This is a genomic window from Chromobacterium sp. Ag138, assembly GCF_055181315.1.
This window is the reverse complement of record NZ_JBUPWA010000001.1, coordinates 4,317,723-4,338,004: the sequence shown is the minus strand read 5'-3', so window position 1 is coordinate 4,338,004 and position 20,282 is coordinate 4,317,723. Positions and strand designations below refer to the sequence as shown.

The window sequence follows — 20,282 nt, the reverse complement described above, 5'->3', positions numbered from 1 at the left end:
ATGGAGCATGGCTACAATGCCCTGTTCGAACTTGAAGTCATAACGAAATTTAGGAGTTTCCCTGATGTCCTTCATTACTCCCGCCTTCGCCTCCGGCGGCGCAGCTCCCGCAGGTTTCGACCTGATGGGCTTCCTGCCCATGATCGTGATCTTCGTGCTGTTCTGGTTCCTGATGGTCCGCCCTCAGCAGAAGCGCATGAAGGAAACCCAGAAAATGCTGTCCGAACTGCAAAAGGGCGATGAAGTGGTCACCCAGGGCGGCATCGTCGGCCGCGTATCCAAAGTCAGCGAGCAATACCTGGCCCTGGAAATCGCCGACAACGTGGAAATCCACGTTCAGCGCAGCGCCGTCGGCGCCAAGCTGGAAAAGGGCACGCTGAAGTCGCTGTAAGCCCATCACGGCCGCCCCGGAACGCTCCGCAGGCGGCCTTGTTCATTTCCCACTCCAGAACTAGAACATGAACCGCTACCCTCTCTGGAAATACCTCGTCATCGTGGTGGCGCTGATCATCTCGGCAATCTACACGCTGCCCAATTTCTACGGCGAGACCCCCGCGGTGCAGGTCTCCAGCTCGCGCCAGTCGATCCCGGTGGACTCCGCCGTGATGGGGCGCGTGGAAGACGCGCTCAGGTCGCAGAACATCAGCCCCGACGGCGTCTTTCTCGACGCCAACAGCCTGAAGGTCCGCTTCAAGGATACCGACACCCAGCTGAAGGCGCGCGACGCCATCCAGCACGCGCTGGGCGACAACTACATCATCGCGCTGAACCTGCTGCCTGCCTCCCCGTCCTGGCTGGCCTCGCTGCACGCCAACCCGATGTTCCTGGGCCTGGACCTGCGCGGCGGCGTGCACTTCCTGCTGGAAGTGGACATGCAGGCGGCAACCGACAAGGCGATGGAACGCTACGCCGGCGATCTGCGCCGCGAGCTGAAGAACAAGCAGGTGCGCTACGGCAACATCAAGCGCAACGGCAATACGCTGGAAGTGCAGCTGCGTGACGAAGACACGCTGAAGTCGGCCCAGGACGTGGCCTACCGCATGCTGCCCAGCCTGGCGGTCCGCACCGACGACACCGCCAACAAGCTGCTGCTGACCCTGAAGCCGGAAGAGATCACCAAGATCCAGAACGACGCGGTCAAGCAGAACATCACCACGCTGCACAACCGCGTGAACGAGCTGGGCACCACCGAACCCATCATCCAGCAGGCCGGCCCGAACCGCATCGTGGTGCAGCTGCCCGGCATCCAGGACACCGCCCGCGCCAAGGACATCATCGGCCGCACCGCCACGCTGGAAGTGCACATGGTCGAGGACGACCAGGGCAAGGTGGCCGAAGCGCTGGCCGGCAACGTGCCCGCAGGCTACGAGCTGCTGGACGAAGCCACCTCCCGCGGCCAGAGCAAGATCCTGCTCAAGAGCGACGTGGAGCTGACCGGCGACAACATCAACGACGCCCAGCCCAGCTTCGACCAGTTCGGCGCGCCCGCCGTCAGCATCAATCTGGACAGCACCGGCGCCGCCATCTTCCGCCAGCTGACCGCCGAAAACGTCGGCAAGCGCATGGCGATGGTGCTGGTGGAAAAAGGCCGCAAGGAAGTGGTCACCGCGCCGGTGATCCGCACCGAGATCGGCGGCGGCCGCGTGGAAATCTCCGGCAGCATGAACAGCGCCGAAGCCAACGACACCGCCCTCTTGCTGCGCGCCGGCTCGCTGGCCGCGCCGATGAACATCATCGAAGAGCGGACCATCGGACCGAGCCTGGGCAAGGAAAACATCGAGAAGGGCTTCCACGCCACGCTGTGGGGCTTCGCCGCCATCGCCGCGTTCATGGTGCTCTACTACGGCCTGTTCGGCGTGTTCTCCGCGCTGTCGCTGGCGATCAACGTGTTCCTGCTGATCGCGCTGCTGTCGATGCTGCAGGCCACGCTGACCCTGCCCGGCATCGCCGCCATCGCGCTGGCGCTGGGCATGGCCATCGACGCCAACGTGCTGATCAACGAACGCATCCGCGAGGAGCTGCGCAACGGCATGCCGCCGCACTCGGCGATCCACGCCGGCTACGACCACGCCTGGCACACCATCCTGGACTCCAACGTCACCACGCTGATCGCCGGCCTGGCGCTGATGATCTTCGGCTCCGGCCCGGTGCGCGGCTTCGCCATCGTCCACTGCCTGGGCATCATGACCTCGATGTTCTCGGCGGTGCTGGTGTCGCGCGGCCTGGTGCACCTGTGGTACGGCCGTCGCCGCAAACTGACCTCGCTGGCCATCGGCCAGGTGTGGAAACCGGAAAACAAGGGCTAAACCATGGAGCTTTTCCGCATCAAACGGGACATCCCGTTCATGAGCTACGGCCGGCTCACCACCGCGATCTCGCTGGTGACCTTCGTGCTCGCCGTGTTCTTCCTGGCCACCCGCGGCCTGAACTTCAGTGTGGAGTTCACCGGCGGCACCGTGCTGGAGCTGCAGTACCAGCAATCGGCCAACCTGGACCAGATCCGCGAGAAAGTGGACGCGCTGAAGCTGGGCGAATCCACGGTGCAGAACCTGGGCACCAGCCGCGACGTGATGATCCGCCTGCCCAACAAGCCGGGCACCAGCACCGCCCAGCTGTCCGACAAGGTGATGGGCCAGCTGAAGGCCGCCGATCCCACCGTGCAGCTGCGCAAGGTGGACTTCGTCGGCCCCAGCGTCGGCGAGGAGCTGGTCTCCCACGGCCTGACCGCGGTGATCCTGGTCTGCGTCGGCATCATGCTCTACCTGGCCATCCGCTTCGAGTGGCGCTTCGCCGTCGCCGCCATCATCGCCAACATGCACGACGTGGTGATCATCCTGGGCTGCTTCGCCTTCTTCCGCTGGGAGTTCTCGCTGACCGTGCTGGCCGGCATCCTGGCGGTGCTGGGCTACTCGGTGAACGAATCGGTGGTGGTGTTCGACCGGATCCGCGAAAACTTCCGCAAGCCGGGCATGCGCGGCCACGCGGTGGCCGAGGTGATCGACAACGCCATCACCTCCACCATGAGCCGGACCATCATCACCCACTTCTCCACCGAAATGATGGTGGTGTCGATGCTGGTGTTCGGCGGCCCGGCGCTGCACGGCTTCGCCATGGCGCTGACCATCGGCATTGTGTTCGGCATCTACTCGTCGGTGCTGGTGGCCAGCCCGATCGCGCTGTGGCTGGGCGTGAAGCGCGAGCACATGATCAAGCCGGTGAAACAAAAAGAGGAAGCGGTGGTCTGATCATCGCCTTCTGAACGACTGGCCGGCTCGTCCGGCCAGTTTCGCGTCTGCCCACCTAGCTCATAACGGAAATCATGGAAGCCATCACCTTTCTGATCGACTTCATCCTGCACATCGACGCCCACCTGACCCAGCTGGTGGCCGCCTACGGCCCATGGGTCTACGCCATCCTGTTCCTGATCGTGTTTTGCGAGACCGGCCTAGTGGTCACCCCCTTCCTGCCGGGCGACTCGCTGCTGTTCGTCGCCGGCGCGCTGGCGGCGATGGGCCAGATGAATCCGCACCTGCTGGTGCTGCTGCTGATCGTCGCCGCCATTCTGGGCGACGCCACCAACTACGCGATCGGCCGCAACATCGGCATGCGGCTGTTCGACATGTTCCCGCGCATCCTGAAACCGCAGTACCTGGACAAGACCCACGCCTTCTACGAGCGCCACGGCGGCAAGACCATCATCTTCGCCCGCTTCGTGCCCATCGTGCGCACCTTCGCGCCGTTCGTCGCCGGCATCGGCAAGATGCACTACCCGCAGTTTCTGAAGTACAACGTGGTGGGCGCCGTCGCCTGGGTGGTCGGCTTCACCTACGCCGGCTACTTCTTCGGCAACCTGCCTTTCGTGCGCAAGAACCTCGAGCTGCTGATCTTCGGCATCATCTTCGTCTCGTTCCTGCCGGGACTGATCGAAATCTGGCGCCACAAGCGCGCGGCCGCCCGCGGCTGATCCGTAGTAGAATCGACAAGGCCGCCTTAGCGCGGCCTTTTGCATTGCCATCACACTCAAACGCCGCCCATGACACGCATCCAACGCCTGCCCGACCACCTCGTCAACCAGATCGCCGCCGGCGAGGTGGTGGAACGCCCCGCCTCCGCGCTGAAGGAAATGCTGGAAAACAGCCTGGACGCCGGCTCGACGCGGATCAGCGTGGACTTGGCACAGGGCGGCATCAAGCTGATCCGGGTGACGGACAACGGCGCCGGCATCGCCGCCGACGATCTGCCGCTGGCGCTGGACCGCCACGCCACCAGCAAGATCGCCTCGCTGGACGATCTGGAATCGGTATCCACGCTGGGCTTCCGAGGCGAGGGCCTGGCCAGCGTGGCGTCCGTGTCGCGGCTGACGCTGGTCAGCCGGCCGCAGGACGCCGACCACGCCCACCAAATCATCGCGATAGACGGCACGCTGCACCCGGTGGAGCCGGCCGCCCATCCGCACGGCACCAGCGTGGAAGTGGTGGACCTGTATTTCAACACCCCGGCGCGGCGCAAGTTCCTGAAGAGCGAGAACACCGAGTACGCGCACTGCGCGGCCACTTTCGAACGCATCGCGCTGGCGCACCCGGACGTGGAATTCCTGCTGCGCCACAACGGCAAGGTGGCGTGGCGCTTGCCCTCGCAAAGCGCCGAGGACCGCGTGGCAGCGCTCTTGGGCAAGGATTTCGTCGCCGCCGCCATCCCGCTGGACAGCCAGGCCGGTCCGCTGGCGCTGACCGGCTTCGTCGCCTCGCCCACTTACTCCAAGGCCAGCCGCGACGCCCAGTACTTCTACGTCAACGGCCGCTTCGTCCGCGACAAGACCGCGCAGCACGCGCTGCGCCAGGCCTACCGCGACGTGCTGCACCACGACCGCCATCCGGCCTACGCGCTGTTCTTCCAGCTCGAGCCGTCCGGCGTGGACGTCAACGTGCACCCGACCAAGATCGAAGTCCGCTTCCGCGAGAGCCAGGCGGTGCACCAGTTCCTGTTCCACAGCGTGCACAAGGCATTGGCCGGCACCAGCGCCGGCGCCGCGCCAACGGTGCAGGTGGAAGGCGCGGAACCCGCGGCGCCGCAGCTTCCGCGCGGCGAGTCGGCGCCGCTTTTCGCCAGCGTCTCGCCCCGGCCAGCCTCGTCCGGCATGCCGGCGCCGCAGCCTTTCCAATATCAGCAGCAGTCCATCCCGCTGAACGTCGCGCGCGAGGCGGTGGGCGTTTACGACAAGCTGTTCGGCGGCCTGCGCGAGGAAGAGCGGGCGCTATCGCGCGCCGAGCCGGCCATGCCCTCCCCCGCCGCGCCGCTGCCGCATCCGGCGGTGCTGGCCATGCCCGCCCACGACGAAAACGGCATCCCGCCGCTGGGCTTCGCGCTGGCGCAGCTGCACGGCGTCTACATCCTCAGCCAGTGCGCCGAAGGGCTGATCCTGGTGGACATGCACGCCGCACACGAACGCATCGTCTACGAACGGCTGAAAACCGCGCTGGAAGCCGACGCCATCCCGCTGCAGCCGCTGCTGCTGCCGGTATCCTTCGCCGCCGACCGCATGGAAGTGGCCACCGCGCACGAGCACGGCGAGGAGATGAAACGGCTGGGCGTGGAGCTGGCGCCGCTGTCGCCGACCCAAATCGCCGTGCGCGGCGTGCCGGTGTGGCTGAAGGACGGCGACCCGGTGGACCTGGCGCGCGCGGTGCTGAAGGACGTGCGCGAGTTCGGCCTGACCCAGGTGCTGACCGAGCGCCGCAACGAGCTCTTGGCCACCATGGCCTGCCACGGCGCGGTGCGCGCCAACCGCCAGCTGACCTTGCCGGAAATGAACGCGCTGCTGCGCGACATGGAAGCCACCGAACGCTCCGGCCAATGCAACCACGGCCGCCCCACCTGGACCCGGCTGACCATGCGCGACCTGGACAAGCTGTTCATGCGCGGCCAGTAATCGCATCCTTGCTCCCCCATAGAATGACCAGACCCGCATTGATCCCGACGCGACGCGACACGCTCGCCAAACACCGATGAGAGTCAGCGTATTGGTGGAAAACCATAGCCATCGGCCGGCCCTGCGGGCAGAGGCCGGCCTGTCGCTATGGATAGAGCACAACGGCCACCGCGTGCTGTTCGACACCGGCCGCAGCGGCCTGCTGCTGGATAACGCCAAAAAAATGGGCGTCGATCTGTCCAGGCTCAGCCATCTGGTGCTGTCTCACGGCCATTACGACCACAGCGGCGGTCTCGCCGCGCTGTCCCCCATCCTGCACAAGCGGCCGCAGCTGATCGCCCACCCGCACGCCTTGCTGCCGCGCGCCGCCATGCTGGGCCCGTGGCCACTGCGGCGGCTCGGCATTCCGGCGATCCCGTCAGACCTGGAGACTCGTTTCGATCTTCAGCTGCACCGCGATCCTTACCCTTTCGCCGACGATTTCATGTTTCTCGGCCGCATTCCGCGCCGAACCTACCGCGAAGGCCGGCGCGCCATGGGCCGTTTGTGGCCGCAAACCCGCCGCAGCGCGCCGGACCGGGTGGAAGACGACTCCGCTCTGGTCTGCCGGACGGAGAAAGGCCTGATCATCTTCAGCGGCTGCGCCCACTCCGGCATCCGCCACACCGTCGATTACGCGATGGAAGTCTGCGGCGACAGCCGCGTGCGGGCGGTGATAGGCGGCTTCCACCTGCGCAGCGCCGGCCCGCTGCGGCTGCTGAATGTCCGCCGCTATTTCCAGTCCCAGGCCGGCACGCAGCTCTTCGCCTGCCATTGCAGCGGTTACGCCCGCCACTTCCTTCCCAGGCAAACCAACATCGCCGTCGGCAATCGGCTGATCTTCGACTAAAAGCTTCCCGCTTCAGCATTTCGCCGCCCGGCAAGCCAAATGAAATGGCATGGGGTCATCGGGCCCCATGTCCATCTCATTCACAAACCGCCTCCCCTCTTCGTTCCTGCGACTGAGAGCCGCGCTCCCTGCCGGCCTCCAGACTGAAGGAGCGGAATCATGCAATTCAACGACACCGCCAAACGGGATGCGCTGAACGCCTTTTCCCGGTTGCCGCCAGCGGCCAGGGAGCAGATCCAGTTCAGCTCGGTCAGGCTGAGCAATGAGCGCTTCACCGGCTCCGGCGTGCTGGTCATCGACGCCAACCAGATCCAGGGCATCGTCACCGCCAAGCACAATCTGTGCGTGCGCGCCGGCATCGCCACGCCGACGGCGTGGAACGAAGACCAGGTCGCCAATCTGATCACCGGCTTCCTCGACGGCTTGAAAGTGGGTTACGACTTCCCCGCCGCCGCGCCGGACAACCTCCGGCAGCCATTGCCGGCGAAGGAGCAGATTCTGGCTCCGGACAACAGCGACATCGAATTCCGCAACGGCTACGGCCGCTGGGACTACGACCTGATGTTCATCTCCTTCAAGGCCAAGCTGCCGATACGCGACTACATCGCCGCCAGCCCGCTGCACCGCGTGGCCTACGGCAACAGCGACCTGGCCTTCTACCGCCAGGACCCGGCCGGCAAGGGCGCGTTCGTCACCGGCTTCGGCGACGTGCTGAACGCCCAGGGCGGCCAGCTCAACCTGTCCCACCCTTTCCAGGTCCGCAACGCCGCCATCGCGTCCCGCCAGGCCCAGGTGCTGCGCCAAAGCCGTCCCGACCTCTACTTCACCGACGCGCAGATCGCCGAGGCATCCAACAACAGCAGCACCGCCACCGGCGATTCCGGCGGCCCGGCATTCCACGTCAACGGCAGCCGGGTCTACCTGATGGGCGCGACGCTGGGCGCCAATTTCCTGCCCGACCGGCTGCCGCCGGACAAACCCATCATCAACAACGCGGCGACGGCGCTGTATGCCGGGGGGTATTTGTTTTGACCATTGATTCCGATACATCGCGGCAAGCGTTGGGCTTCGCTGGCTCAGCCCAACCACGACTCTTGTTAATGGATTCTTGACCCAAAATAAAACGGCGCATCCGGCTTTGTTGCATAAATTGGCTTCGGCATGCAGAGCCCCCTTTCCCCAGACGGATTTATGGTATGCGCACCGTCATCGGCGTCCCGAGCCGCGTGAAGCGGTTCAAGATCGCCGCTCTCACTTGGAGCTCTGCGACTTGACGGTCGAAGTCCCTTGCCATCACCCGCTCGCCCAGTAGCTTGAAACAACGCATCTTGGTTTCCACCAGGCTGCGGCGATGGTAACCGCTCCACTTCCTCCAGATCGCTCGTCCCAGGAGCCGGGTAGCACGCAGTATCTCGTTTCGGACATGGGCGCCCAACCGATTTTCCTTCCACCGCTTGGCATTCTTTCGGGTAGGAATCACCGCCTCGGCTTTTCGCTTGGCAATCGCTTCATGGCAGCCTTTGGTGTCGTAGGCACCATCGCCACTTACTGCAGCAATCCTTTCCCCCGCGGGAATCTGGTCCAGCAACTCCGGCAACATTGGCGCATCGCCCACCGTGTTGTCGGTCACTTCAATCGCCCGGATTTCCAGCGTCTGCGCATCAATGCCCAAGTGCACCTTGCACCACTGACGGCGGTACTCCGCGCCGTGTTTCTTCGTTTTCCATTCGCCTTCACCCAGCATCTTGATGCCGGTGCTGTCGATCAACAGGTGCAGCCCGGTCGTGCTTGGATGGCAAGAAATGGCCACCTGCAAATGCTTTTGCCGTCGGCACACGGTGCTGTAATCCGGTGTTAGCCAGTCCAGCCCTGCCAGTTTGAGCAGGCTTTGCACCATACCCACGGCCTGTCGGAGCGCAAGATTGAACAGGCATTTGATCGTCAGGCAGAACTGAATGGCGGCATCGCTGAAGGTCGGTGTCCGTCCACGTTTGCCGAGCGCAGAGCCATGCCAGTGCATGTCTCGGTCCAACCAGATTATCAGCGACCCACGCGCCTTGAGCGCAGCATTGTAGGTCTTCCAGTTAGTGGTCTTGTACTTGGGCGGGGCGGGCTTACTCATGCCGTCATTCTACCCCGCCTGCAGGGAGGGTGATTTGTGCAACAAAGCCCTTGGAACTAAAAACGGCGCACCATCAAAAAAAGGCGCGCCGCTTAAAAATCTCACAGCATTAAATCAAGCACAAAGCATTAAATTAGGCTCAGCGTAATCAATCGAATGGAGCTTTTGCTAGCCGAATATTCAACATGGAGATGATACCCGTTCCGTTTATATGCATCCCATGCGGGCTTCTTACCTAAAATAATTACCTCCACCCCATCACTATAATCATAAGGCTCGCCAAGCAAGGACCTGACATGCTGTCTATCCATATCAAAGCTCAACCCATCTGGAAGCTCACCGCCAAACTGAATATATCCTTCATGACCTTGGGAGTGCAAATGAACAGTTTCCACAACCATTCCATCAGGCAACACGAGGGACACTCCCACCTCAAAAATTTCTACATAACTTTCCTCGCCAATTCTCTCAGGAGCAGGAGAATCAAAAGGAGAAAAAGCTTTACTATCAACGAGGTGACTGTATAAATGACCAAGCAAGTCTATTGGCTTTTCCATTTAATACAATCCTTTCTTTTGATTGGCTTCATGGAGCCGTTGAAACGCTGCATTCAATTGTTCCTCTGTATAACCATGCTGATAGAGCCTCTCCCTATACATGGCTTCATCAGCACGGGCCGCAGCACCAAGATCCATTGAGTCCTGCTGAATTTTCACAGCCGTGTTACGCCCACCATACGTGCGTGATATTTGCTGATGCAACTCCGTCTCAATAACTACCGCACTGGTATTATTACGTAACTCACGTGCCTCTGCAGGCGTCAATGCACGACCAAGCTGCTGTTCGACATTATATTTTACTGCTGCAAATGATGGGATGTGGTCAGGCGTTAAACCATCTCCAACACTACGAGGAGCAAACTCACCATAAGTACCTACATCTAGTCTTTCCACTGGAGCATTTCTGCTTGGAACACCTTTTGGCGATACGACGTATGATCGCCCGAATGGAACATACTTATCATACATTCGATCAAGCACAGGCCCAAGTCCATCCCCTACCCGCCCCTCTGCAAACAGCCCCCTGCCTTCCGCGCGCAACCACGTGAATCCTGCACGAGCCGATTCTGTCAACGGCGAGTCCATGCCAAAGGAAATCACAGTCCCCGCCGTCAATGCCGCATTTACGGTCGCGGCGACACCATATCCGATAGCACTGCCATAAGATCCATTCGACCAACTTTGACGAGCGGCTTGCATATCGGTGTAGCCTATCGCACCTAATCCATAGCTTGCGAACGCCTGCCCAGCTCTTGCCGTTAGCTGCCCAGCCGCAGCCCAGTCGGGATACCCATCCATAACGCCCAAATCACGGCCCGCATAGCCAGCCCTGTATGAACCCAGTGCAGTTTGGGTAGGTTGACCAGCATGCTCACCATTGCCAACTATCTGCGCCGCCGCGCCGAACGTCATCAACAGCCCATCGGTGAGATTCTCAGGCGTAAACGACGACTTCAACGACAGCAAAGGCACGCCTGCGCGGATTTTCTCTGCCAATGCCTGCTGACGCGCCGCATTCTGCACGGCGATGCGCTCGCGGTTTTGCTTGTCCATGAACGTGCTTGCGGCGGCCAGATCATCATCGCTATAGCTACCCGCCCCCGGAATGACCAAAGACTGTCCCGGTTGCAAGCGGAACTGATTGACCTTGCCATTTGCCAGCGCGATTGCCGCCGCCGTGCGGCCCATATTGCGCGCAATGCTGGTGAACGTATCGCCTTTCCGCACGACATACCGGGTCGGCCCCTCATCTCCACGCTCCGGCATCAATGCCCAATCGTTCCCCCGGAAGCCCAAGGCCCGGGCAGTGGCATCATCGGCAACCGGCGGTTTCAGATCATAGGCTGCGTTGTAGGGGAATAATCCTCTTGCGGCATTCGCACTCACCATACGGTCATCTTCCACAACCTGCCAACTGCCCGCTACCGGATTACCCGCTACCTGATAGCCCACCGCGCTGCCGAACGAGCTGGCCGCCAGGTTACCCCAATCAGGCCGGTGATCCTCGCCGATAACAGATTGAATCGTGCCGCTCAGCATGCCGCGCATCGTGCCATAGCCCACTCGCTCAAATGGATCTACCCCTCTGCCTGCTTGCAAGCCAGCGCTGTTGGCCGCCCACGCCGCCACGCCCGAGGCCGCCACCGAGGTCCAGCTGAAGGACTTCTGCAACCCCGCCGCCATCGACACGCCCTGGCTGATGGCACTGCTTGCCATGCCCTGCACAACAATATTGTTTTGCAAGGTCTGACCAAAGGCCCCCCCTTGCATGCCCCACGTCACGGCACCGCTAATCGCTCCGACTCCGACCTGGCTCCACGAGAACTTGCTCTGCATGCCTAAAGTCATCGCCATTGCCTGACCGGCAATGGAGCCAACCGCTCCGCCAAGCGCGCCGGCAAGCACTGGACCCAACGCCGCCATCGCTGCGCCAGCGGTAACAACAGTCGCGACCACTGCCACCACCGCGACGAAGATCGATCCGATCCCACCGCAACCACCACCGCTCGACTGCGGCGGCGGCGGGGGCGGCGGCGGTTCCGGTAGCGTCGGCGTCACGTCGCCGATCGCTTCGCCCGGGCTGTACACCCGATAGGTGGCGCTGTTGTTGTGGAAGTTGGTGACCTTGTTCGGTACTCGCAACACTTGGCCGGCCTTCAGCGTTTCCGTGCCTTGCAGGCCGTTGGCGTCGGCCAGCAGATACCACAGCGCGCGGTCGCCCCACAGATTGGCGGCGATCACTTGCAGCGTATCGCCTTCGCGCACGGTGACGCTGCCCGGAGTTTGCGCCGGGTAGCTGGGGCCGATCGGTTCGTAGTTCTGGTCGAAATCGGCGCTGCTCACCGCCACGCCGAAGCGGTACTGGTCTTTCTTATTGCCCAGCGTGGTCTGGGCCAGGGCCTGGGCGAAATCGATCCGGCTGGGGCCATCATTGCCCACCGCGCCTACTTGCTTGCCGTCGACGTAGTAGTAATCCTGCTTCTTGTACACCGATAGATTGTCGATTTCCTCGCGCCGGATCACCACGCCTTGGGCGTCGTTGACGTAACGCAGGCTACGATGCTTCGTTTCATCGATGGCCTCTTTCAGATGTCCATTGACGTCGTAGGTCAGGTGTGAGATGCCCGACTGCCAACCAGGAGCGTTCTTGTTGTACGGCTGGGCGGTGATGGCGGACTGCTTGGCTTCGTCCCACCATTCGTACTGGTAGTAGGTTTTAACCGAGGTGTCGCCTTCCTGCTCGGTATGCTCGACGGTGCCGTCGTTCATCAGCACATATTTGGTAGCCTTGCCGTCCACCGCCTGACGCGTGATCTTGTTGTCGGCGTCGTAGTCGGTGTGGGTTTTGCCGGCCTGGGTCTTGCCGTCCCAGTTGAAGGTTTCGGCGTCCAACGTCCGGCCCAGCAGGTCGTTGCCCCGGCGGAAGGCCAACTGGCCGTTGATCAGGGTGTCGGTCAGGTAGCCGTTGTCGGTGTAAGCATAGGTCTCCACCTTGCCATCGGCATTGGTCACCTTGGCGCGCTGGCCGAAGCCGTCGTACTCGACGCTGACGCCGCGGCTGCCGCGCGCCAGATTGCCGGATGCGTCGCGGCTGCCCTGGCTCAGCGTGAAGCGGTTCATCGCGTCGTAGTCGTACCAGTTGTCCTGCACCTGGCGGCTGCCGTCCTTGCCGTCCTGGTACACGCTGTAGACGCGCTGGCGGTTGCCGACGGCGTCGTACTGGTAACGGCTGAGGAAGCGCGGATCCTTGATTTCGATCACCCGGCCGCGCTCGTCGTAGCGCAGCGCCGATTGCTGGTAGAAGGTCAGGCTGTTGCGGTCCGGGCCGTTGGCATAGGCTTCGTAGGTTTTGCGGCCGTCGTCGTCGTAGCCGTACAGCGTGAACTGCCCCGCTACGCGGTCTTCGATGCCCTGCAGGTTGCCGTTGCCGTAGTAGGTGTAGACGATGTTCTGGCCCTTGCTGGACGACTGCGTCGCCAGTTGGCCGGCGTTGTTGTACTGGTATTGCGTCACCCGGCCGCCCAGGTCGCGGTGCTCGGCCTTAAGGCCGAACAGGCTGGTGGCGTCCTGCTGCGTCATGTTGTTGGCGTTGGTGGTGGTCATGCGCCAACCGCCCACCACAATGCCGCCGGCACCCTTCAGTTGGGCGTCCCAAACATAGCTGTAGCTGGTATGGCGGGCCGCCGCGCTGACGGTGTCCAACACTCGGCCCAGGCTGTCGTAGCGGGTGGTGTCGGTCAGCACGTCGCTGCCGTTGCTGGTGGTGCGGTGGCCGATGCGCTGGCCGGCGCTGTCGTAGTCGTATTCGTCGTAGCCACGCTTGCCGTTGGCGCCCGGCGCGCGATCCACCCGTTTCAGGCGGCCCAGCTTGTCGTAGGCGTAGTCCTGCTGGCGCTGGCCGTTGACGGTCTGCGTGCGCAGATTGCCCAGCTGGTCGTAGCCCATTTCCTTGCCGCTGCCATCGGCGTGGCGTTCGCGCAGCACCTTGCCCTGGCCGTCCTGGCTGCCGGCCAGCCAGCGTTGCTTGTTCTCATGCTGGTTGGCGTCGACGGTGGACACCAGATTGCCCATCGCGTCGTAGCCGTAGCGGGTGACGGCCTCGTCGCCCAGCTGGTCGCTGCCGTCGGCGTTTTTCAGCGCATTGCCGTCGTCGTCGCGCAGACGCAGCCGCGCCTCGCGCTTGGCCACCAGTTTGCCGGCGACGTTGTAGTCGGAAACGGTGGTGTTGCCGACGCCGTCGGTTTCGCTGACCACTTCGCCGAAGGCGTTGTAGGCCTGGCGGCGCACCACGGTGGCGTTGTACAGCGACTTGTCCACCACCCATTGCAGCGATTGGCCGTTGATCTGGCTGCTGTTGCTGCCGCGGTGGATATAGCCGCTGGTTTCCAGCGCCGAGCCGTCGGCGCCGTTGACCACCGCGCCGGCGGCGTCGCGCAGGATGAAGCGGTATTCGTAGTCGCCTTCTTTCCAGTTATCGACGTTGAGCAGGAAAGTGCCGGCGGCATTGCGCGGGATCTGGCTCTGCTGCCAGTCGCCGTTGCCGCCCTTGATGCGATAGCTGACGTCCAGCCGCGCGGCGCTGGGCTGCTTGGGGTCGAACTGCACGCCCAGCGGCAGGATCAGGCCGGAATTCGCATCCAGCTTGAGCTCCTGGTTGCCGCCCAGCGCCATCTGGCCGCGCAGGCGGTTGATCAACGCGCCGCCGGCGTCGAAGATCTGGTATTCGAACTCGTAGTTGCCGGCCGGCGCGCCGTTCTCGCCGGTGTCCCAGTCGAAGCGGCCCGGGCCGTCGCCGCTCTTGGTCAGCGCCTTGGTGAGGTAATCCCCCTGGCTGCCGGCCAGGCGATAGCGCACCACGCCGCTAGCCGCCAGCGCGGACTGGTTGCTCAGGTGGACGATCTGCGACTGGCTGCTCCACGGCGTCGGCGGAGTCAGGCTGCTGGCATCGCCGGGCACGAAGCTGCCGACCACGTGGCCGGCTTCCTTGCCGCTGGCATCCAGGCCTTGCAGGTCGTATTCGTAGCGGGTGCCAGGCTGCAGGCCATACGTGGCCGGGTCAAACTGGAACCAGCCCAGCAGCGGCCCAACGGAGGTGGCCACACTCAGATCATAGGCCTGGCTCCAGGCGCCGCTGCCCGGCGGCGAGCGGAAACGGATCTTGCCATGGTTGGCGGTGCCCCCCACCCCGGTGATATTGACCAGGCCCTTGCCCCAACCACCGTTGTCGGCATACATGAAGGCCGGATCGGCGCCCTGCAATTGGCCCTGGCCATCCTTGGCCGGGGTGATAGATGGAGCGCCGTCATTCAACGCCATCTGCCCCTGGCCGCTGTTCTTGACCGTGCCGGCAGCGTCAAAAGCCAGATAGCGGTACTCGTAATTGCCGCGCGCCATGCTGGACCAGTCGAAAACAAATCGGCCGCTATTTGCATCGCCGTCCGACAAGGTTGGTATCAGCGTCCAACCGCCAGCACCTCCTATGGGCCTTGTCAACAGAAGAAGTCGCGTACTCCCCACCTGCATATTCGTAAAATAAATCTTATTGCAAGCCTGAGTTTGAAAAGATATCGCTCCTGTATTATTACTCCCTCCACCCGCATAAACTGTCGCCCCAGCCTCCCCAAGCTTTACCTCCTTACTCCCCACAGTCTTATAAACTTCAATAAGCCAATAACTAGGAATGCGCTGCGGAGATCCTGGCCCGAACAAAACGGGACGAAAGATTGAACTAATTAAATTTCCTGGAACATGCCTAGCCAATGAGATATCGGGACCTGTAACATAAAAATCCTCGCTCCACAATTGACGGCCACGATTATTATCCACAGCCGCACTATACCTTATTCGGTAATGCTCATTACCCAACCCGGCCAACGAACTAGGAATATGAATTGCTGCACTTGCGTCCAAGGCATAAGTATTATCATCTACAATACCTTGCGGCCTCAGACTACATAGCCCGGCAGTCACACTACCTGAAATAACCCCATTTGCAATAATGCTCAAGTCGCCGCTAGCTACCGGATTCGTCACGATCTGGTCCCGCGTTGCCACCTTCCCCACCGTCACCACATCGCCATTGCCCGTCAGCGGCTTCGCCACTTCCCAGGCCTTGATCTGCACCGACTGCGAATCGGTCGCGTTGGCGATGCGCGGCTGGTAGGTCGCCACGTGTTGGTTGCGCGCGTCGTAATCGTCCAGCTTCAAGCGGTAGTCGTTCAGGTATTGCTGGTAATTGGCACCGCGCACGTCCGATAGCAGGTTCAGCACCGTCTGCAAGTCCTGGCTGCGCAACAGGTCCTGGCTGTCGGCGCCGGACTCCACCGTCATCGTCGCATTGCCGTTGGCGTCGTAGCCGTACAGCTTGGTCACGCCGCCGGCGTTGCCGCGGGTCAGTCGACCAGCGCCGTCGTATTCGCTGAACTCCTGCCAGTCGCCCTGGCGGTTGAGGCTGGTGCGCTTGTTGGTCACCTGGCCCCAGGCGTTGTAGCGGGTTTCGCTGACTAGGCCGCTGCCGACATCCTGCTTGACGCTTTGCTGCTTGGCGGCGGTGTAGGCATAGAGCGTGACATCCTGGCCGCCGGCCGCCTCCTTGCGGTCGCGACGGGTGCGGCTGACGTTGCCGACGGCGTCGTAGTCGTACCAGGTGACATTGCCTTCGGCATCCTTGCTCCAGTCGGCGCGGCCGCCGGCGCCGTAATGGGTCTCGCTGAACACGCCCTCGACGCCGGCCTTGCGCACCTGCGTCGCCTGGCCCAGGCCGTTGTAGGCGGTGTCGGTGGTCGGCCGCACCATCTGGCCGGTTTGATTGGCGAAGGCGGCCTCTTCGCGATGAATCTCACGGCCCAGCTTGTCATAGCCGATGTCGGTGACGCCGTTCTTGGCGTCGGTCTTGCGGTCCACCAGGCCCATCTGGTTGTAGTGGTACTGGGTGCGCACAGCGCCGGTCTGCAGCGTCTGCTGGATGGCGTCGTCCTTGGCCGCGCCGTTGAAGTCGGCCTGGTTGTAATAGGCGATGTTGAGGCGGCGCTCTTCCGCCACCCGGCCCAGCAGGTCGTAATCGAACTCGCTGATGCGGTCCTGGGCATCGGTCTTCAGCCGGGCCTTGACCGCGTCCAGCGTATCGCTGTCGGCCGGCACGCCGATGGCGGCGGCGTAACGGGTTTCGCGCACTGGCTTGCCGGCGCTGTTGTAGTCCCAGGCCACCGCATAGCCGGCGGCGTCCACTTCCAAGACCTTGCGGCCGGCCTTGTCGTAGTAGCGGTGCACGCTGCGGTTGGTCTTGTCGCGGACTTGGGCCAGGTTGCCGTTGGCGTCGGTCTCGCGGATCACGTTGCCGTTGGCGTCGTAGTCGCGGCTGGTGACCAGATCACTGGTCAGGATGTCATAGTTGCTCTTGGCGCCGTTGTCGTCGCCCGGCTGGCGGTGCAGCGCGATCACCTGCTGATTGGGTACGATGGTGCGCTTGAGCCGGTTATTGTTGTCGTACTCAAACTTGGTGACGCGGCAGTTGCCATCCGCCGGCTGCGGCGCGCTGCCATCGGCGGGCAGGCCCACCGCGGTGGCGTACATGCGTTGCTCGATGACGTTGCCGGCGCCGTCGTAGGCCCAGGCGGTGACGTAGCCGTCGCCGTTGCGCTCCCTCACCTTGCGGTTCTGGCTGTCGTAGGCGGTGCGGGTGACGTTGCCATTGGCGTCGACGAATTCCACCAGGTTGCCGGCCGCGTCGTAGCGCCGGGTTTCGGTCGGGCTGACGTTGTTCTGCTCGCCTTTGTCCAGCGTGTAGATCTTCACCGCGTCGCCGCTCTGGCTGACCAGGCGGTTCAGGCTGTCGTAGCCGTAGGCGGTGCGGCGCTGTTCCGGCTGCCCTTCCGCCTCCACTTGCAGCGTGCGGTTGCCGAAGGCGTCGTATTCGAAGCGCTTGGTGCTCAGGACGGCCGCGCCGTCGCGGCCGGTTTCCTTCAGCACGTGGCCGGCGGCGTCGTAGTCGTAGCTGAACACCGCGCCCAGCTGATTGGTGTACGTCGCCTTGTTGCCGAAGGCGTCGTAGGTCATCGTCTCGACGCCGCCTTCGGCGTCGGTGATCCGGGTCTGCCGGCCCAGCGCGTCGTAGTCGACCCGGCTGACGGCGTCGCGCTTGGCGTCGGCGGTCACGGTCGGCAAAACGCCGATTTGCAGCGTGGCCGGATCGACGGCGTTGGCGTAGCGGGTGACGGCGCGGGCATTGCCGAAGGCGTCGTAGTCGGTGCGGGTGGCGCCGCCGGCCGGGTCCACCTGCAGGATGCGGCGGCCCAGCGCGTCGAAGTAGAAGTAGCCGGCGTTGCCGCGCGGGTCGGTGATCTTGACCGCGTTGCCGAACGCGTCGTAGTCGGTGACGGTGGCGTCGCCCTCGCCGTGGGTTTCCTTATACACCCGGCCCAGCGCGTCGAACTCGCGGCGGGTGAGGTGGTTGTTGCCGTCCCACTCTTTCACCCGGTTGCCGTAGGCGTCCAGTTCGTAGCGGACGGTCTGAGCTTGACTGCTGCCGTCGCCCTTGCTGACCGACAGCAGGCGGCCGGCAGCGTCGTAAACATTCGCAGTCACCCGGTCGCGCGCCGGATCCGACAGCGTCGGCAGGAAGGCCGCCAGCTGGCTGGCGCTGCCGCCCTGCGACAGGTCCACCAGCGCCGGCTCGAAGTCCGCCTCCACCACCCAGCCCTTCGCCGCCGGATCGAACTTCTCGAACGTCTCCGCCAGCACTTCGCCGCGCTGCGCGCTGCTCACCCGCAGATCCGCGTAGATCACCCCGGCTTGCGCATCACCGCCCTGCACCAGGTTGTACAGCAGAACCTGCAGGTCGCGGGTCTGCGTCATCTTCTGCGTCAGCGTGACCGTGTGCCAGCCATCGTCGCCCACCACCGTCTGCGACACCGCGTTGTCGTAGGCATTCGCCCCCACCGCGTTGCCCAGAAACACATCGCCCTTCAACCCCGCCGGCGCCTTGCAGCGCACCGTCGCCGTCACCACGTCGCCGGCGCCGAAGCTGCCCATGTATTTGACAATGTCGTGAATCCGGCCGTCCGCGTTCTTGACCTTCACCCCGCGCGTCGGCACGGTATTGGCCAGTTCGCGCCTGGCGGTGACATTGCCCGCCGCGTCGTACTCGTACTGCGTCACCGCGCCGGCGGCGTTCACCACGTAACTTTGACGACCCGCAGCGTCGTATACCATCCGCACGGTCTGGTCGGCCGGGCCGGCTTTCAGTCGCGTCGTCAGATCGCCTGCCTTCAGCGGCTGCGACAGGCCATCCAGCGAGACGGCTTGGCCATAGCGCACCGTCGCCGTGACATTGCCCGCCGCGTCGTAGCGACGCTCGGAGGCGTAACCCTGCGCATCCACGCTGAAGGTCGCCCGGCCCGCCGCATCGTACACGGTACGAGTGGTTTGGTCCTGGCTGCCGGGCTTCAACCGCGCCGTCAGATCATCTGACTTCAACGGCTGCGACAGGCCATCCAGCGAGACGGCTTGGCCATAGCGCACCGTCGTGGTGACGTTGCCCGCCGCGTCATAGCGGCGTTCGGAGACATAACCCTGCGCGTCCATGCTAAAAGTTGCTCGGCCGGCGGCGTCGTAAACGTTCGCAGTCACCCGGTCGCGCGCCGGATCCGACAGCGTCGGCAGGAAGGCCGCCAGCTGGCTGGCGCTGCCGCCCTGCGACAGGTCCACCAGCGCCGGCTCGAAGTCCGCCTCCACCACCCAGCCCTTCGCCGCCGGATCGAACTTCTCGAACGTCTCCGCCAGCACTTCGCCGCGCTGCGCGCTGCTCACCCGCAGATCCGCGTAGATCACCCCGGCTTGCGCGTCACCGCCCTGCACCAGGTTGTACAGCAGAACCTGCAGGTCGCGGGTCTGCGTCATCTTCTGCGTCAGCGTGACCGTGTGCCAGCCATCGTCGCCCACCACCGTCTGCGACACCGCGTTGTCGTAGGCACTCGCTCCCACCGCATTGCCCAGGAACACGTCGGCCTTCAACCCCGCCGGCGCCTTGCAGCGCACCGTCGCCGTCACCACGTCGCCGGCGCTGAAGCTGCCCATGTATTTGACGATGTCGTGAATCCGGCCGTCCGCGTTCTTGACCTTCACCCCGCGCGTCGGCACTGGATTGGCCAGTTCGCGCTTGGTCGTGACATTGCCGGCCGCGTCGTACTCGTACTGCGTCACCGCGCCGGCGGCGTTCACCACGTAGCTCTGACGGCCCGCCGCGTCGTACACCGTGCGCGTAATCTGGTCCTGCGCCGTCGCGCTCAGCCGGGCCTCAACATCCGACAGCTTCGACGCCTGGTCTAATCCGTCCAGCTTGATCGCCGTCGCGTAACGCACGCTGGCAGTGACATGCCCCGCCGCGTCGTAGCGCTGCTCCGTCACCTGCCCCAGCGGGTCGATGCTGTAGTACAGCCGGTCGTTGCCGTCGTACACATAGCGCGTGACCTGGCCCGCCGCGTCGGTCTTGGCGGTGACGTTGCCGTTGCCGTCGTAACTGTAGCGCGTGCTCAGGCTCAGCTTCTGCGGATCGACCGTCTCGCGAACGCGCCGCCCGGCGCCGTCGTATTCGTATTCGGTGACTTTGGCCTGGGCGGTGCCGGCCGCTTCGGTGACCCGCACTTTCCGACCCTGGGCGTCGTAGTCGTAGGCGGTGGTCAGCTTGAGCCCGTCCGGGTCGACGATGACGGCTTGCAGCCGGCCATTGGCGTCGTAGCGGCTTTCGGTGACCCGCCCGCCCGGCTCGGTCTGCCGCAATACGCG

The 20,282-nt window shown here is 63.5% G+C and carries 10 protein-coding genes; 7 read left to right on the top strand and 3 right to left on the bottom strand.

Annotated elements, in window-relative coordinates; genetic code table 11:
• Positions 1 to 64 precede the first annotated feature (64 nt).
• From yajC to ACY3GB_RS20205, 7 genes are all read left to right on the top strand, one after another.
• Positions 65 to 391, top strand: coding sequence for a preprotein translocase subunit YajC (gene yajC, locus ACY3GB_RS20235; RefSeq protein ID WP_463090313.1), 327 nt, complete (start codon positions 65 to 67; stop codon positions 389 to 391).
• Positions 392 to 458: 67 nt separating this feature from the next.
• Positions 459 to 2,306 (top strand): protein translocase subunit SecD, encoded by a 1,848-nt coding sequence (gene secD / locus ACY3GB_RS20230; RefSeq protein WP_463090312.1) that lies wholly within the window; start codon positions 459 to 461, stop codon positions 2,304 to 2,306.
• 3 nt (positions 2,307 to 2,309) lie between these two features.
• Complete coding sequence (secF, locus tag ACY3GB_RS20225; protein ID WP_046157094.1) at positions 2,310 to 3,245, top strand: protein translocase subunit SecF; 936 nt, start codon at positions 2,310 to 2,312, stop codon at positions 3,243 to 3,245.
• A 74-nt stretch (positions 3,246 to 3,319) separates the two neighbouring features.
• Positions 3,320 to 3,964, top strand: a complete 645-nt coding sequence (locus ACY3GB_RS20220) for a DedA family protein (RefSeq protein WP_463090311.1) — start codon at positions 3,320 to 3,322, stop codon at positions 3,962 to 3,964.
• A gap of 69 nt (positions 3,965 to 4,033) precedes the next feature.
• Positions 4,034 to 5,929, top strand: coding sequence for a DNA mismatch repair endonuclease MutL (mutL, locus tag ACY3GB_RS20215; protein ID WP_463090310.1), 1,896 nt, complete (start codon positions 4,034 to 4,036; stop codon positions 5,927 to 5,929).
• A 76-nt stretch (positions 5,930 to 6,005) separates the two neighbouring features.
• Positions 6,006 to 6,818: an MBL fold metallo-hydrolase gene (locus ACY3GB_RS20210; RefSeq protein WP_463090309.1), complete on the top strand. Its 813-nt coding sequence runs from the start codon at positions 6,006 to 6,008 to the stop codon at positions 6,816 to 6,818.
• Positions 6,819 to 6,977: 159 nt separating this feature from the next.
• Entirely contained in the window at positions 6,978 to 7,850 is an 873-nt protein-coding gene (locus tag ACY3GB_RS20205) for a trypsin-like serine protease (RefSeq protein ID WP_463090308.1), read from the top strand.
• Positions 7,851 to 8,007: 157 nt separating this feature from the next.
• On the opposite strand, the gene ACY3GB_RS20200 is transcribed toward ACY3GB_RS20205, so the two are convergent.
• The 3 genes from ACY3GB_RS20200 to ACY3GB_RS20190 all read right to left on the bottom strand — a co-directional run bounded on the left by ACY3GB_RS20200 (position 8,008) and on the right by ACY3GB_RS20190 (position 20,276).
• Complete coding sequence (locus ACY3GB_RS20200) at positions 8,008 to 8,940, bottom strand: IS5 family transposase (protein WP_463090305.1); 933 nt, start codon at positions 8,938 to 8,940, stop codon at positions 8,008 to 8,010.
• Positions 8,941 to 9,068: 128 nt separating this feature from the next.
• Positions 9,069 to 9,497 (bottom strand): hypothetical protein, encoded by a 429-nt coding sequence (locus ACY3GB_RS20195; protein WP_463090307.1) that lies wholly within the window; start codon positions 9,495 to 9,497, stop codon positions 9,069 to 9,071.
• Positions 9,498 to 20,276, bottom strand: coding sequence for a LysM peptidoglycan-binding domain-containing protein (locus ACY3GB_RS20190; RefSeq protein WP_463090306.1), 10,779 nt, complete (start codon positions 20,274 to 20,276; stop codon positions 9,498 to 9,500). It lies immediately after the preceding gene.
• Between the last annotated feature and the right edge of the window lie 6 nt (positions 20,277 to 20,282).